The sequence below is a fragment of the Pseudoxanthomonas taiwanensis genome (assembly GCF_010093135.1).
In the GTDB taxonomy this organism is placed as follows: Bacteria; Pseudomonadota; Gammaproteobacteria; order Xanthomonadales; family Xanthomonadaceae; genus Pseudoxanthomonas; species Pseudoxanthomonas taiwanensis.
Genome location: NZ_PDWK01000035.1, coordinates 1 through 14,385, shown reverse-complemented (window position 1 = coordinate 14,385; position 14,385 = coordinate 1). Strand labels below are relative to the sequence as shown.

The following is a 14,385-nucleotide window of genomic DNA, read 5'->3' as shown; positions in this document are numbered from 1 at the left end:
GGTTCCGTTCCATCCGATGGACCAGACGACACGATGAAGCCGAACCGACCGGCCGCGCTGCTGGCGCGCCTGAGCCTTGCCTGCCTGGCCTCCCTCGCCGCCACAGCGCACGCCGACGAGGGCATGTGGATGCCCTCGCAGCTGCCGCGGATCGCCGACGCCCTGCGCGAGGCCGGCTACGCCGGCGACCCCGCCGCGCTGGCCGACCTGACCGCCGCCCCGCTCAACGCCGTGGTCCGCGCCGGCGGCGGCACCGGCGCCTTCGTCTCCGCCGACGGCCTGGTGCTGACCAACCACCACGTCGCCTACGGCGTGATCCAGTACAACAGCACCCCGCAGCGCAACCTGATCGACGCCGGCTACATCGCCGCCGACCGCGCCGCCGAGCTGCCGGCCAACCCCGACTTCCGCATCCTGGTGACGGTGGGCTTCGACGACGTCACCGCGCAGGTGCTGGGCGCCGCCCGCGGCAAGACCGGGCGCGCCTACCACGACGCGGTGGACGCGGCCTCCAAGCGCATCGTCGCCGAGTGCGAGCGCGAGGAAGGCGTGCGCTGCTCGGTGGTGAACATGTACAACGGCGCCGAGTTCCACCGCGTGCGCCAGCTGGAGCTGCGCGACGTCCGCCTGGTCTACGCGCCGCCGCGCGCCATCGGCAACTACGGCGACGAGATCGACAACTTCATGTGGCCGCGCCACACCGGCGACTTCACCATCCTGCGCGCCTACGTCGGCAGGGACGGCAAGCCGGCCGCCTACTCGCCGGACAACGTGCCGTACAACCCGCCCTCGCACCTGCGCATCGCGCGCGAGGGCCTGCGCGAGGGCGACTTCGCCATGCTCGCCGGCTACCCGGGCATCACCTACCGCCACCGCACCGCCGCCGAGTTCGCCGAGCAGGTGGAGTGGACCCTGCCCAGCCGCGTGGCCGTGCTCGACGAGCTGATCGGGGTCATCGAGGAGGCCGGCCGCCAGGACCCGGAGGCGCGCACCCGCTACGCCTCGCAGCTGCAGTCGCTGAAGAACAACCGCAAGCGCGCCGCCGGCGAGCTGGACGGCCTGCGCCGCAGCGACGCGGTGCGGCGCCGCGCCGAGGACGAGCGCCAGCTGCTGGCCGCCACCTCCGGCGCCGTCGCGCGCGACATCGCCGCGCTGCGCAAGGTGCTGGAACGGGCCTCGGCGGTGCGCGAGCGCGACCTGCTGCTGGGCCTGCTGGGGCAGACCCAGGTGCTGCGCTCGGCCCTGACCCTGGAGCGGCTGCGCATCGAGGCCGGCAAGCCCGACGCCGAGCGCGAGTCCGGCTACCAGCAGCGCGACCTGGCCCTGATCGAGGGCACCCTGCGCCAGGTCCAGCGCCGTTACGACCCGAAGGTCGAGCAGGCCCTGCTGCGCGTGCTGCTGGGCCGCTACCAGCAGCTGCCGGACGCGCAGCGCCTGCCGGAGTTCGACGCCGCCTTCGGCCGCACCCCGGCCGAGCTGGACGCGGCCCTGGCGCGGCTGTACGGTGCCACCCGCCTGGGCGAGGAAGCCGTGCGCCTGGCGGCGCTGGAGGCCGCGCGCAACGGCCAGCCGCTGCCGGAGGACCCGCTGCTGGCCCTGGCCGCGCAGCTGGTGCCGGCGCAGATGCGCCTGGAGGACGAGCGCAAGGCGCGCGACGGCGAGCTGCTGCGCCTGCGCCCGGCCTACATGCGCGCGCTGATCGCCTGGCGCCAGCAGCAGGGTCGGGCCGTGTACCCGGACGCCAACGGCACCCTGCGGGTCAGCTACGGCCGCGTGCAGGCGCTGCAGCCGCGCGACGCGGTCAGCTTCGCCCCGGTGACCACGGTGGCCGGCATCGTCGAGAAGCACACCGGCCTGGCGCCGTTCGACGCCCCGCAGCCGCTGCTGGAGGCCATCGCCAGGGGCGATTTCGGCGACACCGCCGACCCGGTCCTGGGCACCCAGACCGTGGACTTCCTCACCAACCTGGACACCACCGGCGGCAACTCCGGCTCGCCGGTGCTCAACGCCCGCGGCGAGCTGGTCGGCCTGAACTTCGACAGCAACTGGGAGGCGGTCAGCGCCAGCTGGTGGTTCGACCCGCGCTACAAGCGCGCCATCCACGTGGACATGCGCTACATGCGCTGGCTGATGGAGAAGGTCTATCCCGCCCCGCACGTGCTGCGGGAGATGGGCCTGTAAGGCCCGCCCCGGGCGCGGCGCCCAACGCCGCCGCGCCCGGCTTGTCAACGGGTTACATCCCCCGGAAGCGGTTGCCACAATGGCAACCGCTTTTTTCGTTGCAGATCCGCAGTCCCATGACCGAAGCCTCCGCCGCGACCGCCCGCAAGATCGCCCAGACCATCGCCGAGGAGATCGGCGCGCAGCCGCAGCAGGTGCAGGCGGCGATCGGGCTGCTGGACGGGGGCGCCACCGTCCCGTTCATCGCCCGCTACCGCAAGGAGGTCACCGGCGGCCTGGACGACACCCAGCTGCGCACGCTGGAGACCCGCCTGGCCTACCTGCGCGAGATGGAGGAGCGCCGCGCCGCGATTCTGGCCAGCATCGCCGAGCAGGGCAAGCTGACCGACGAGCTGCGCGCGCAGATCGAGGCGGCCGACAGCAAGTCGCGCCTGGAGGACCTGTACCTGCCGTACAAGCCCAAGCGCCGCACCCGCGCGCAGATCGCGCGCGAGGCCGGGCTGGAGCCGCTGGCCGACGGCCTGCTCGCCGATCCGGCGCTGGTGCCGGAGGAGTTCGCCGCGGGCTTCGTCGATCCGGACAAGGGCGTGGCCGACGTCAAGGCGGCGCTGGAGGGCGCGCGCGCCATCCTGATCGAGCGCTGGGGCGAGGACGCCGCCCTGCTGGGCGAGCTGCGCGCCTGGCTGGAGGCCAACGGCGTGATCCGCTCGAAGGTGGTCGAGGGCAAGGAGGCCGCCGGCGAGAAGTACCGCGACTACTTCGACCACGCCGAGCCGCTGGCCAGGATCCCCTCGCACCGCCTGCTGGCGCTGTTCCGTGGCCGCCGCGAGGAGTTCCTGCACCTGGACCTGGAGCCGGGCATCGACGCCGAGCTGGGCCATGCCTACGCCGAGGGGCACATCGCCCTGCACGCCGGCATCCAGGACCGCGGCCGCCCGGCCGACGCCTGGCTGCGCAACGCCTGCCGCCTGGCCTGGCGCGCCAAGATCCACCTGCACCTGATGCTGGACCTGTTCAACCAGGCCCGCGAGAAGGCCGAGGGTGAGGCCATCCGTGTGTTCGGCGACAACCTCAAGGACCTGCTGCTGGCCGCCCCGGCCGGCCCGCGCCCGGTGCTGGGCCTGGACCCGGGCCTGCGCACCGGCGTGAAGGTGGCCGTGGTGGACGCCACCGGCAAGCTGGTGGCCACCGACACCATCTACCCGCACGAACCGCGCCGGCAGTGGGACGCCTCCATCGCCACCCTGGCCGCGCTGTGCCGCGCGCACCAGGTCGAGCTGATCGCCATCGGCAACGGCACCGCCAGCCGCGAGACCGACCGCCTGGCCGCCGACCTGATCCGGCGCCATCCGGAGCTGAAGCTGCAGAAGGTGCTGGTCAGCGAGGCCGGCGCCTCGGTGTACTCGGCCTCGGAGCTGGCCGCGCGCGAGTTCCCGGACCTGGACGTGTCGCTGCGCGGCGCGGTGTCCATCGCCCGCCGCCTGCAGGACCCGCTGGCCGAGCTGGTGAAGATCGAGCCCAGGTCCATCGGCGTGGGCCAGTACCAGCATGACGTGGACCAGTTCCGCCTGGCGCGGGCGCTGGACGCCAAGGTCGAGGACTGCGTGAACGCGGTGGGCGTGTACGTGAACACCGCCTCGGCGCCGCTGCTGGCGCGGGTGTCCGGCCTGTCGCAGACGGTGGCCGAGAACATCGTCGCCTACCGCGACGCCAACGGTCCGTTCCGCACCCGCAGGGACCTGCTCAAGGTGCCGCGCCTGGGCGAGAAGACCTTCGAGCAGTGCGCCGGCTTCCTGCGCATCGCCGACGGCGACGAGCCGCTGGACGCCTCGGCCGTGCACCCGGAGGCCTATCCGGTGGTCGAGCGCATCGTCAAGGCCTGCGGCCGCGAGGTGAAGCAGATCATCGGCGACACCGCCTTCCTGCGCACGCTCAAGCCCGAGCAGTTCACCGACGGGAAGTTCGGCCTGCCCACCGTGCGCGACATCCTGAAGGAGCTGGAGAAGCCCGGCCGCGACCCGCGCCCGGAGTTCAGGGCCGCGCGGTTCGCCGACGGCGTGGAGGACATCACCGACCTGCGCCCCGGCATGATCCTGGAGGGCGTGGTCAGCAACGTGGCCGCCTTCGGCGCGTTCGTGGACATCGGCGTGCACCAGGACGGCCTGATCCACATCTCGGCGCTGTCCGACCGCTACGTGAAGGACCCGCGCGAGGTGGTCAAGGCCGGCGACATCGTCAAGGTGAAGGTGCTGGAGGTGGACGTGGCGCGCAAGCGCATCGCCCTGACCCGGCGCCTGGACGACGCGCCCGCACCGCAGGGCGGCAGGGGCGAGGGCGCGCGCGCCGGCGGTCCGCGCGAGGGCCGCCGCGGCGGCGCGCCCAGGCCGTCGGCGCCGCCGGCCAACACCGCCCTGGCCGAGGCCTTCGCCCGCGCCCGCCGCGGCAGCTGAGCAAAAAAAAGGCGGTGGGCACGCAGGCACCCCCGCCGTCCGCACAGGGAGATCAGGGGGAGGGGGAAGTGCGGTAATCCAGCGGGGGCCGTTCGCGCTGCAGCAGCGGCCGGTAGGGCGCGCCGCCACGGCGTTGCTCGAACTCGCGGCGCGCGGCGCGCACCAGCTCCGGATCGGAGTACAACTCCACCGCGGCCAGGGCCAGCGCCGCGGCGGCGTTGAGCGTGCCGCGATGGCCGATGGACATGCCCGAGGCGGCCACCGCCTGCCAGCTGTGCGCCGGCGTGCCCGGCACCCAGGTGGCGGTGGCGATGCCGGCGGTGGGCACCACCTGGCTGACGTCGCCCACGTCGGTGGAGGCCAGGCCGCGTTCGTCGGCGCGGTACGGCGCCACCTCCAGCGCCGCTTCCAGCGGTGGACGGCGCTCCAGGGTGGCCTGCAGCTGCGTGGCGAAGCCCCGCTCGGAAGCGTCGTAGGCCACGCCGCCGACCTGGCGCAGGGCACGGTCCAGCACCCGGCCGAGGGTGTCGTTGGGCAGCAGCGCATGCACGCCGCCCAGCGGCTCGAACTCCACCTGCGTGCCGGTGCCCAGGGCGGCCCCGCGCGCGGCGTCGTGCAGGCGCTCGAACACCTCGCGCACGACGTTCCCGTCGGGGTGGCGCACGTAGTAGTAGACCTCGGCGTAGGCCGGCACCACGTTCGGCGCGCGGCCGCCGTCGGTGATGGCGTAGTGGATGCGCGTACCGTCGGGCACGTGCTCGCGCATCAGGTTGGCCATGTGGTTGAAGGCCTCCACGCCGTCCAGCGCCGAGCGGCCGCGCTCGGGCGAGATGGCCGCGTGCGCGGCCACGCCGCGGAAGCGGAACTTGCCGCTGAGGTTGGCCAGGCTGGTGGACTGCACCGCCGAGTTGGCGTCGGCCGGATGCCAGTGCAGGGCCACGTCCACGTCGTCGAACAGGCCGGCGCGGACCATGTACACCTTGCCCGAGCCGCCTTCCTCGGCGGGGGTGCCGTACACGCGCACCTCGCCGTCGCGGCCGCTCTCGCGCAGCCACTGGGCGATGGCGCGGGCCGCGCCGACCACGCCGGCGCCGAACAGGTTGTGGCCGCAGGCATGGCCGGCGTCCTGGCCCTCGAACGGCAGGCGCTGCGGCACGGCCTGCTGCGACATGCCCGGCAGGGCGTCCATCTCCGCCAGCAGGGCGATCACCGGCCCCTTGCCGCGGCGGCCGGCGCGGGCGACGAAGGCGGTGGGGATGCCGGCCACACCGGCCTCGACGCTGAAGCCGGCCTCGCGCAGCGCCGCCTGCAGCAGCGCCGAGGCGGTGGTCTCCTGGTAGCCCAGCTCGGGCCGCTCCCAGATCGCCTGCGCCAGCGCGGCCTGGCGCGGAGCCCAGGCCTCGACCGCGGCGCGCACCCGCGCCGCGTCGGCGGCCGGCGTCCCGGCCGCGTGCGCGGGCAGGGCCAGCAGGCACAGCAGGGCGGTGGCCAGGGCGGTGCGGCTCATGGCTGCGCGGCCTCCGCCTCGAGCAGGCGCACCTCGTCCAGCTCGAACCAGGCGGTCGAGCCGGGCGCGCCGGCGACCGAGAAGGCGATCTGCACCGCGTCGTCGCCGCGCCAGGCAGGCGGCTCGCCCTCGCCGCGCCACGGGCGCATGCCCTGGAAGTCCTTCCAGGCGATGCGGTATTCGCGCCACTGCGGCTGCAGGGCGATGGCGTGCATCCAGCGCCGGCCCTCCTGGCCGCGGACCTCGACCCAGGCGGTGCCGGCCTCGCCGCGCGCCTGGAACGTGATTCCGGACCAGGCCCCCAGGTCGGCCGGGGCCAACGAGCCGCGCGTCAGCGGCAGCAGCACCGCCGCGTAAGGGCGCTCGGCATGGGAGAAACGGGCGTGGGTGGACAGCACGTGGCCGTGGCCGTCGCCGCGCGCGATGCGCAGGCTCGACTGCCAGGTGCGGTCGTTGCCGCCGTCGTTGTCGGTGATGCGCAGGGTGTCCAGCGCGGTGCGGCCGTCGGCGCGCTCGAAATCGTCCAGCAGTGCCGGCAGCCGCACCGGCGGCAGGCTGTCATGGGCGTTGGCCGCCGGCCGCCTTGCGTCCGGTCCGGTCACCTCCTCGCCGGCGACGAACACGCGGCGCACGTTGCGCATGGCCGCCACGTCGCGCCAGGGCTCGCCCTCCACCAGCACCAGGTCGGCGCGCTTGCCCACGGCGATGGTGCCGCGGTCCTCCAGGCCCAGCACCCTGGCCGCGGCGGCGGTGCCGGCGTGCAGCGCCTGCAGCGGGGTCAGGCCGGCGCGCACCAGCAGCTCCAGCTCGTGCTGGGTGGCACGGCCGTGCGGGGTACCGGTCATGCCGGCGTCGGTGCCGAGCACCACCGGGATGCCGGCGGCATGCAGCCGCCCGGCGTTGGCCAGGGCCACGGCGAAGTTGGCGCGGCGCTGGCGCAGCACGCGGTTGTCCGGGTCGGCCGGCGGCGGATCGCCGATGCGCACCGGCTCGTACACCGCCAGGGTGGGCGCGTAGGCGGTGCCGTGCTCGCGCATCAGCGCCACCAGCTCCTCGTCCACCTCGCGGTCGAGGATGCTGTGCGCGATCAGGTCCACGCCGGCGCGCGCGGCCTGCTTGGCGCGGGCCAGGGTCACGGTGTGGGTGAACACGCGGATGCCGTGGGCGTGGGCCTCCTCCACCAGCGCGGCGAGGGTGGCCTCGTCCATGCTGGTGTTGTCCGGGTAGTTGTTGTAGCGCCAGCCGTCGGTGAAGGCCTTGATGAAGTCGGGCCGGTACGCGGCCAGCTCGCGCACCGCCGCGCGCGCGGCCGCCGGCGAGTTCACCCAGCGGGTGGTGGACTGGTCGCCCCAGTCGGCGCCGTGGCCCAGCGGCGTGCTCACCCGCGCGCCGAGGAACACGGTCGGCGCGGCCACCTGCGCCAGCCAGGCACGCCGCGGCGCGTAGGCCTCCGGCGGCTGGGGGTAGGCGGCCACGGTGGTCACGCCGGCGTCCAGGTAGGCGTTGGCCACCGCCGGCAGTGCGGCCGGACGCGCGTTGGGCGTCCAGTGGGTGTGCACGTCGAACAGGCCCGGCAGCAGCGCCAGGCCTTCGGCCTCGACCACGCGCGCGCCACGCGGCGCGCGCAGGCGGGCGTCGATGGCGGCGATGCGGCCGTCGCGCAGCAGCACGTCCACGCTGCGCACCTGGCCGCTGTCCGGGTCGGCCACGCGCGCCTGGCGCAGCAGCACCGTGGCCGCCTGGGCGCCGGCGCTCCAGCACAGCACCAGCAGGGTCAGCAGGAAGATCCAGGAGCGGAAGGCGCGTGGCATGGCGGTCCTCATTGCAGGTCGCGGCGCGGCGGGGCGGCGGCGTGGGCCGGCGCCGACAGGTGGATGCCGTCGGCGCGCTGCTCCACCTTCAGGCCCAGGCTCAGGGCCACGTTGCGGGCGAACCCGACCGGGTCGTGCGCCGGGTACAGGCCCACGACGCGGCGGCTGCCCACGTCCGGGTCCTCGATGATGATGGGCGTGTCGCTGTAGTGGCGGAAGCGCGCGGCGGCCACCGACAGGGTGTCACCGTTGAAGGCGAGCATGCCGTCGCGCCACATCAGGCGCTGGTCCAGCTCCTGCGGCTCCACCGGCGAGACCGCCACGCCGCTGGCCGGGCGCGCCACCGCGCGCATGCCGGCGTGCAGGCGCGCCGGGGCCGGGCCGCGGTCGGCGCCGGCCACGTCCACCACGCCCTCGCTGACCAGCACCTCGACCGGGCTGGCGGCGCGCTCGTGGCGGTCCACGCTCACGCTGAAACGGGTACCGACCGCGGTGACGCGGATGCCCGCGGCCTCGACGGTGAACGGACGCTGCGGGTCGTGCGCCACCTCGAACAGCGCGTTGCCCGAGAGCAGCTCAAGCCGGCGCCGGCCCTGCCGATAATCCACGCGCACGCGCGTGTCGGCGTCCAGGGTCATGTGCGAGCCGTCCTCCAGCGCCACGCGCAGGATCTGGCCACGCCCGGTCTCGTGCACGCTACCGGACGGCCAAGCCAGCATCAGGCCCGCGGCCAGGCCCGCCGCCAGCACCACGGCGGCGGCGGCGGCCAGCGGCCAGCGCAGGCGCCAGGGCCTGCGGCACACGGCCTTCACGGCCGGCGCGGTCATGCGCCCGCTCCACGCCAGCAGGGCGTGGGCGCGCGCGTAGGCGCCGAAATGGCGCGGCGACGCCGCCAGCCAGCGGTCGCGCTCGGCCTGCTCGGCCGCCGTCAGCGGCCCCCGGTCCTCGCGCACCACCCACATCGCGGCGGCGGTGTCGATGTCCTGGCGGTCAGTTGTGTCCATGCGACCGCTCCTTGCTCCCGGCCCGTCCCTCGGCCGCGACCACGTCCGGATCCTCGGCGGCGCTCATCCCCGCCATCAGCAGCCGGAGCGCCTTGATCATGTGTTTTTCCACCGTGCTCTGGCTGATCCGCAGCCGCGCGGAAATCTCGCGCTGCGACAACCCCTCGATGCGACGCATCCGGAACACCTCCCGGGAGCGGCTGGGCAGTTCCGCCAGCAGCCGCTGCGCCAGGGCCAGTTGCTGGCGGGCGGGGGCGAAGCCCTCGGGGCATGCCCGCGGCGCCTCGGTGCCCAGCCCGTCCAGCTCGGCCATCGTCTCGATGGCCACCACCTGGGCCCGGCGCAGGTGCTGCTGCACCAGCGACCGGGCCACGGTGAACAGGTAGGCGCGGGGCTCGCGCACGTGCTCGACGCTCTCCAGGGCCGCCAGCGTCGCGTAGCTTTCCTGGATGATGTCGTCCGCGTCCGCCGCCGACAGCGCCAGCCGCTCGCGCAGCCAGCGCCGCAACGACGGTTCGTGCGGAAGGATCTGGTCCGCCAGCCATTGCGCACGGCCGACGGCCAGGGGCGGTCGCCCGCCCCCGCCTGCCCTGCTGTCGTCCATCAGAACGACTTGGTCACGCTCATGTACCAGTAGCGCGGATACGGCTGGTACAGGTTCGACAGGTAGCCGAACGCGTCGGAGCTGACCGGCGGACGCTTGTCGGTGACGTTGTTCACGCCGACCTTGACCGCCAGGCCGTCGAGCAGGCCGTCGCCCTCGAACTGGTAGCGGGCGAACAGGTTGCCCAGGGTCTGCGACGCGATGCGCCACTGGTTGCCGTCGGAGTCGGACAGGCCGGTGTCCCACACCGAACCGGTGTAGCGCGCGCTGCCACCCACGGTCAGGTTGCCCTTGCGCCAGGTGACGGTGCCGCTCCACTTCCACTCCGGCGTGCCGCCCTGGCCGATCAGGTCACCGCCGCCGGTGATCACCACCGAACCGTCGATGAGACCGGCGTCGCGGGCGTCGGCCAGGACCTTCAGCTCCGGCGACAGGTCGCGGTAGAACTCCAGCACGCGGGTGCCGGTGATGTTCACCGCGAACTGGCCCCACGCGGTCTCCTGCGAGCGCCAGCTGACGTTGTAGTCCAGGCCGCGCACGGTCTGCGGCTGCAGGTTGACGTAGCGGTCGGTCACGTACAGGACGCGGCCGGCCGGCGCCAGGCCGGTGCCCTCGTAGCGGGCGATGTCGTCGGCGGTCGGGTCGGCGCGGACCACGTTCGGGTTGCTGGAGCCCTGCATGCGCAGCAGGTAGTCCAGGATCAGCGCGTTGCCCTCGCCGAACAGGCCGATGATGCCCTCCTGCTCGTACTTGAAGTAGTCGACCGAGAAGGTCCAGTCACCGGCGGCCTCCGGCAGGAAGCGCGGCTGCCACACCAGGCCGAAGCCGGTGTTGGTCGAGGTCTCCGGCTTCAGGTCCGGGTTGCCCGAACGGCGCGCGGTGGTCGAGGCGGTGTGCGCGCAGTTGCTGAAGTCGCTGGCCAGGCCCGCGCGGACGTCGGCTTCGCACTGGATGTAGTCGGTGCGGCTGTTCGAGCGGCTGACCAGGGTGGCGTTCACCTGCTCCAGGTTCGGGGCGCGGAAGCCCTCGGCCCAGGAGGCGCGCAGGCGCAGGCCGTCCAGCAGCTCCCAGCCCAGGGCCAGCTTCGGCTTGGTCACGCTGCCGAAGTCGCTGTAGTACTCGGAACGGCCGGCGACCTGCAGGTCGAGCGAGCGCACCAGCGGCACTTCCATCTCCGGCGCGACCAGCGGCACGGACAGCTCGGCGAAGGCGGCGTAGACCGAGCGCGAACCCTCGGTGTCCGGGGTCGGGCTCACGCCGTACATGTCGCTCGGGTACTCGATGCCGGTGACCGCGTCGGTGTACAGGATGGTGCCGTCCACGCGCGGGTCGCGGTCGTCGCGCTGGCGCTCGTGGCGGGCCTCGATGCCCACGGCCAGGCCGACGTCACCGGCCGGCAGCGAGAACAGGTCCGGACGCGAGCCCTTGAAGTCCCACAGGAACAGCTCGGTCTGGCTGCGGCGGGTGGCGTCGACGTAGAAGCGGTCGAGCACCGCGTCGGGGTTGCAGCCGCCGCAGAACGGGTTGTACGCGTTGGCGGTGGAGTCGGCCAGCGCCTGCTGGAACAGGGTCATGCTGACCGCCTGCTGGGTGTCGGTGACCTCGGCCTTCGAGTACAGCGCCGCCGACTCCCAGTCGAAGCCGAAGTGGTAGCCGCGCAGGCCGGCCAGCGCGCGCACCTGCTCGTTCTCGACGTGGATCTTCGTCGGGCGCTCGAAGCGGTAGGAGGTGATGGTCACCGGCACGCCGTCCGGGCCGATGTCCAGGCCGTCCAGGCGGTTCGGGCTGCCCGCGGCGCCGAACGGGTTCCAGTAGTTGCTGGCCGGCACGACCACCGGCAGGGCGGCGATCGAGTTGACCGGCGACTGCAGGCTGTCGGCGTCGGCGTGGTAGTAGCCCAGCTCGGAGAAGAACTCCACGCCGTTGTCGAAGGCCCACTTGGAGGTCATGAACAGGTTGGTGCGGCGGACCTCCGGGGTCAGCGACAGCGGCCACTGGTTCTGCGCGTCGGAGCGCAGGTTGCGGTCTGCGCCGGAGCTGGCCTTGCTGCCGGAGGCCACGCAGATGTCGTTGCCGATGTCGGCCGAGCAGGCGGAGTTGGTCACCGGCTGCACGTGGAAGGCGCCGGCGCCGCTGGTCACCAGCGAGCCGTTGCGGCGCACCGCCTGGGCGGCGGTGAAGTTGCCCCAGGCGCTGGTGGCGCTGCGGGCATCCAGGGCCGGGTCGCCCTCGAAGCGGGTGCCGACGAAGTCGAAGCGGCGGTCCGCGGTGCGGGTCCAGTCGTAGTCGTGCGAGTCGATGCCCGTCGTGCGGTAGTGGTTGAACGACAGGGTCAGGTTGCCGCGCAGGTCGTCGGTGTTCTTGCCGACGATGCCGCTGATGCTCCAGTCGTGCATGCCGGTGCCTTCGCCGGTGCCGTACTGGACGGTGACCTCGCCGCCGTCCATGTCGTCGCGCAGCACGTTGTTGACCACGCCGGCCACCGCGTCGGTGCCGTAGATGGCCGCGGCGCCGTCCAGCAGCACCTCCACGCGCTGCAGGTTGGCCACCGGGATGGCGTTGGCGTTGTAGGCCAGCACCGGCACCAGGTTGCTGTCGGACTGGCTGGTCGGGTGGACCACGGTGCGGCGGCCGTTGATCAGCACCAGGGTGTTGCCCACGCCCAGGCCGCGCAGGTTGACCGAGGCGATGTCGCCGCGGGCGTAGTTGGAGCTGTTGCCGCCGTTGGTGCCGACGAAGGAGACGTCGCCCATCTGCGGGATGGAGCGGTACAGGTCGTCGCCGGAGACCGCGCCGGTGGCCTCGATCTGCTCCGGCTGCATGGTCACCACCGGCAGGATCGCGGCGGCGTTGGAGCCGCGGATCTGGGTGCCGACCACGGTGATCTGGTCCAGGGTGGCCACGTCGCCGGCGGCCGACGCGTCACTGGCGACCGGCTCGGCGGCGACCTGGTCGGCCTGCTGGCCACGGCCGGACGCGGCCACGGCACCGGCGCCACCCAGCGAGGCCAGCATCTGCGGACGGTGCAGGGTGATGGTGCGGCCGTCGTCGGCGGCCACCTGCAGGCCGGTGCCGGCGATCAGGCGCGACAGCGCCTCGCGCGGCTCCATCTGGCCCACCAGCGGGGGAACCTGGATGCTGGGGACGCCGGCCTCGCTGGCCGGGGCGATGATCTGCAGGGCCGCCTGGCGCGCGAACTCCGGCAGCGCCTGTTCCAGGCTGCCGCCGGCCACGTCGAAGCTCATCTCGCGAGCCAGCGCCTGGCCGGCGGTGGTCGCCACCACGGCCAGGAGACCCAGTCGAACCGCCCGTGCCAGGGCCCGTTGTCTGTTCCGCATCTTGCCTCCAATCAGTTCTGCGAACGCGATGACGGCCCTTGGGACCGCCGTTCCCCCCCTCGATGCGCGAGCGCGGCGTTTCCTCCATCTCCCGGCGGCTTTTTCCGGGAAATGCGCAGGACGTCACACTCGATCCGTGAGCAGGGCCGCCGGACACGGCCCGGCAGGCTCAGGCGGGCCGCAGCCGGCCGCCCTCCAGGCGCCAGCAGGCGTGGGCCAGCCCGGGCGGAACCCGGGCATGGGTCACCAGCAGCAGGGACCGGCCCTGCAGGATCCGCGGCAGCTCGGCCAGGAAGGCCTGCGCGGCCTGCGGATCCAGGCCTTCGGTCGGCTCGTCCAGGACCAGCAGCGGGGCGCCTGACAGCAGCACCCTTGCCAGGCACAGGCGTCGCGCCTGCCCGGCCGCCAGGGTCCGGCCGCCCTCGCCCAGCCACTCGTCCAGGCCCGCCGGCAGGGCGCGCACTTCGCCGGCCAGACCGACGGCCTGCAACGCCTCCCACAGTGCCGCATCGTCCGCACCGGGGTCGCCGATGCGCAGATTGTCGCGCACACTGCCCATGAATACAGGCGAATCCTGCGCCAGCAGCGCGATCCGCCGGTGCAGCTCGGCCTGGCGGGCCTGGCGCAGGTCCACGCCGGCCCAGGTGACGGTGCCCGCATCCGGGTCGCGCAGGCGCAGCAGCAGGGCCAGCAGGGTGGACTTGCCGCTGCCGCTGGGGCCGGTGACCACCACCCGCTCGCCCGGGCGGATGCGCAGGTCGATGCCCTCCAGCAGGGGCAGGCGCGGGTCGTGGCGGAAGCGCACGCTGCGGAACTCCACCTCGCCCTGCGCCGGCAGGGGCCGCGGCGCCTCCGGGTCGGCCACCCGCGCCGGCCCGCGCCCGATCTCGCGCAGCCGCGCCGCGGCCGCGGCGGTGTTGCCCAGGCGCGCGGCGCCGCGCATCACCGGCACCGCGGCCTCGAACAGCGCGGCCACGGCCAGCACGCAGCCGACCAGCACCGCCCCGCCGATGCGGCCCTCCCGCAGCGGGCCGATCCCGGCCGCGGCCACGACCAGCATCGCCATGCCGGCGCCGGCGTGGGCCAGGGCCTGGCCGAGGGCGAAAGCGCGCCCTTCGGCCAGGGCGGTCCCGCCGAGGGCCGCGCATCCGGCCTGGAAGTCCGCCTGCGCCCGCGCCGCGGCGCCCAGTGCCAGCAGGTCGGCGTGGCCGTCCACCGCCTGCAGCACCTGCTGGCGCAGTCCGGCCAGGTGCAGGCGGCGCGCCTGCCCGGCGGCGCGGGCCCGGCGCGCCAGCCAGGCCGGCACGGCCGCCAGCAGCAGCACCCAGGCCACGCCCACCCCCCAGGCCGCCGCCCGCCCCGCCCAGCCCCGCCGCCCGACCACCGACGCGCCGGCCCGGCCCCCCACCAGCCGTCGCCGCCGCGAGCGCCTCCCCGGCCTCCGTGAATGTGGCCGCCCATCCTACCGGCCGCCGGTACCCCCCGGGTAG

8 protein-coding genes are annotated in these 14,385 nt (G+C 74.1%); 2 read left to right on the top strand and 6 right to left on the bottom strand.

What is annotated here, in order from left to right:
- Positions 1-33: 33 nt before the first annotated feature.
- Complete coding sequence (locus CR938_RS08315; protein WP_162124565.1) at positions 34-2,181, top strand: S46 family peptidase; 2,148 nt, start codon at positions 34-36, stop codon at positions 2,179-2,181.
- Between the two features lie 116 nt (positions 2,182-2,297).
- Positions 2,298-4,631, top strand: a complete 2,334-nt coding sequence (locus tag CR938_RS08310) for a Tex family protein (protein ID WP_162124564.1) — start codon at positions 2,298-2,300, stop codon at positions 4,629-4,631.
- 52 nt (positions 4,632-4,683) lie between these two features.
- Here CR938_RS08310 and CR938_RS08305 read toward each other — a convergent pair whose 3' ends face one another.
- From CR938_RS08305 to CR938_RS08280, 6 genes are all read right to left on the bottom strand, one after another.
- Positions 4,684-6,138 (bottom strand): amidohydrolase, encoded by a 1,455-nt coding sequence (locus CR938_RS08305; protein WP_162124563.1) that lies wholly within the window; start codon positions 6,136-6,138, stop codon positions 4,684-4,686.
- Positions 6,135-7,949 carry an amidohydrolase family protein gene (locus CR938_RS08300; protein WP_246191022.1) on the bottom strand — a complete coding sequence of 605 codons (1,815 nt, stop codon included), beginning with the start codon at positions 7,947-7,949 and terminating at the stop codon, positions 6,135-6,137. The genes CR938_RS08305 and CR938_RS08300 overlap by 4 nt, the downstream gene beginning before the upstream one ends.
- 8 nt (positions 7,950-7,957) lie before the next feature.
- Positions 7,958-8,953, bottom strand: coding sequence for a FecR family protein (locus tag CR938_RS14805; protein ID WP_162124562.1), 996 nt, complete (start codon positions 8,951-8,953; stop codon positions 7,958-7,960).
- Entirely contained in the window at positions 8,940-9,557 is a 618-nt protein-coding gene (locus CR938_RS08290) for an RNA polymerase sigma factor (RefSeq protein ID WP_162124561.1), read from the bottom strand. Before CR938_RS08290 ends, CR938_RS14805 begins: the two co-directional genes overlap by 14 nt.
- Positions 9,557-12,895 carry a TonB-dependent receptor gene (locus CR938_RS08285; RefSeq protein ID WP_162124560.1) on the bottom strand — a complete coding sequence of 1,113 codons (3,339 nt, stop codon included), beginning with the start codon at positions 12,893-12,895 and terminating at the stop codon, positions 9,557-9,559. Before CR938_RS08285 ends, CR938_RS08290 begins: the two co-directional genes overlap by 1 nt.
- A 169-nt stretch (positions 12,896-13,064) precedes the next feature.
- Entirely contained in the window at positions 13,065-14,228 is a 1,164-nt protein-coding gene (locus CR938_RS08280; RefSeq protein ID WP_162124559.1) for an amino acid ABC transporter ATP-binding/permease protein, read from the bottom strand.
- Positions 14,229-14,385: the final 157 nt, after the last annotated feature.

Coding starts and splice junctions, on each gene's coding strand:
- CR938_RS08315 (WP_162124565.1), top strand. CDS start 34: ATGAAGCCGAACCGACCGGCCGCGCTGCTGGCGCGCCTGAGCCTTGCC.
- CR938_RS08310 (WP_162124564.1), top strand. CDS start 2,298: ATGACCGAAGCCTCCGCCGCGACCGCCCGCAAGATCGCCCAGACCATC.
- CR938_RS08305 (WP_162124563.1), bottom strand. CDS start 6,138: ATGAGCCGCACCGCCCTGGCCACCGCCCTGCTGTGCCTGCTGGCCCTG.
- CR938_RS08300 (WP_246191022.1), bottom strand. CDS start 7,949: ATGCCACGCGCCTTCCGCTCCTGGATCTTCCTGCTGACCCTGCTGGTG.
- CR938_RS14805 (WP_162124562.1), bottom strand. CDS start 8,953: ATGGACACAACTGACCGCCAGGACATCGACACCGCCGCCGCGATGTGG.
- CR938_RS08290 (WP_162124561.1), bottom strand. CDS start 9,557: ATGGACGACAGCAGGGCAGGCGGGGGCGGGCGACCGCCCCTGGCCGTC.
- CR938_RS08285 (WP_162124560.1), bottom strand. CDS start 12,895: ATGCGGAACAGACAACGGGCCCTGGCACGGGCGGTTCGACTGGGTCTC.